Origin of the sequence: Neobacillus niacini (assembly GCF_036961885.1) — a bacterium.
In the GTDB taxonomy this organism is placed as follows: Bacteria; Bacillota; Bacilli; order Bacillales; family Cytobacillaceae; genus Neobacillus; species Neobacillus niacini_H.
The window spans coordinates 109,738-110,121 of record NZ_JBALNQ010000040.1 but is presented as its reverse complement, the minus strand read 5'-3'; the positions used below and the strand labels follow the sequence as shown (position 1 = coordinate 110,121).

The 384-nt window shown below is 35.7% G+C and carries 1 protein-coding gene; it reads left to right on the top strand.

Annotated features, from left to right (window positions below; all coding sequences use genetic code 11):
• Nucleotides 1-343: tyrosine-type recombinase/integrase (locus V7124_RS17605; protein WP_335491560.1), on the top strand; the 343-nt coding region annotated here is incomplete at its 5' end.
• Nucleotides 344-384: the final 41 nt, after the last annotated feature.

The window sequence follows — 384 nt, the reverse complement described above, 5'->3', positions numbered from 1 at the left end:
GCATTATATAAATAATGCCATACACATCGAGCTAGAAAAATATTTGAGCAGCCTGACATTCACTGAAAATGACTATTTGTTTAAGTCGAAAAAAAACAATCAACCGATTACTCGCCAGCAGGCTTATCGGATTATCCATAAAGCAGCAGAAGAAGTGGGAATAATAGAAAAGATTGGAATGCACACCCTTCGAAAAACATTTGGATATCATGCGTATCGGAAAGGCATAGCGATCTCCATTATAAAGGACATTTATCATCATACGTCCCCCGCCGAAACCTTACGCTATATAGGCATAGATAAACATGACCAAGGTATTATTAAAGTGGATGTGAATTTATAAATAAGGCTGCGTTAAAGAATATTTTTGATTTTATAACCTGT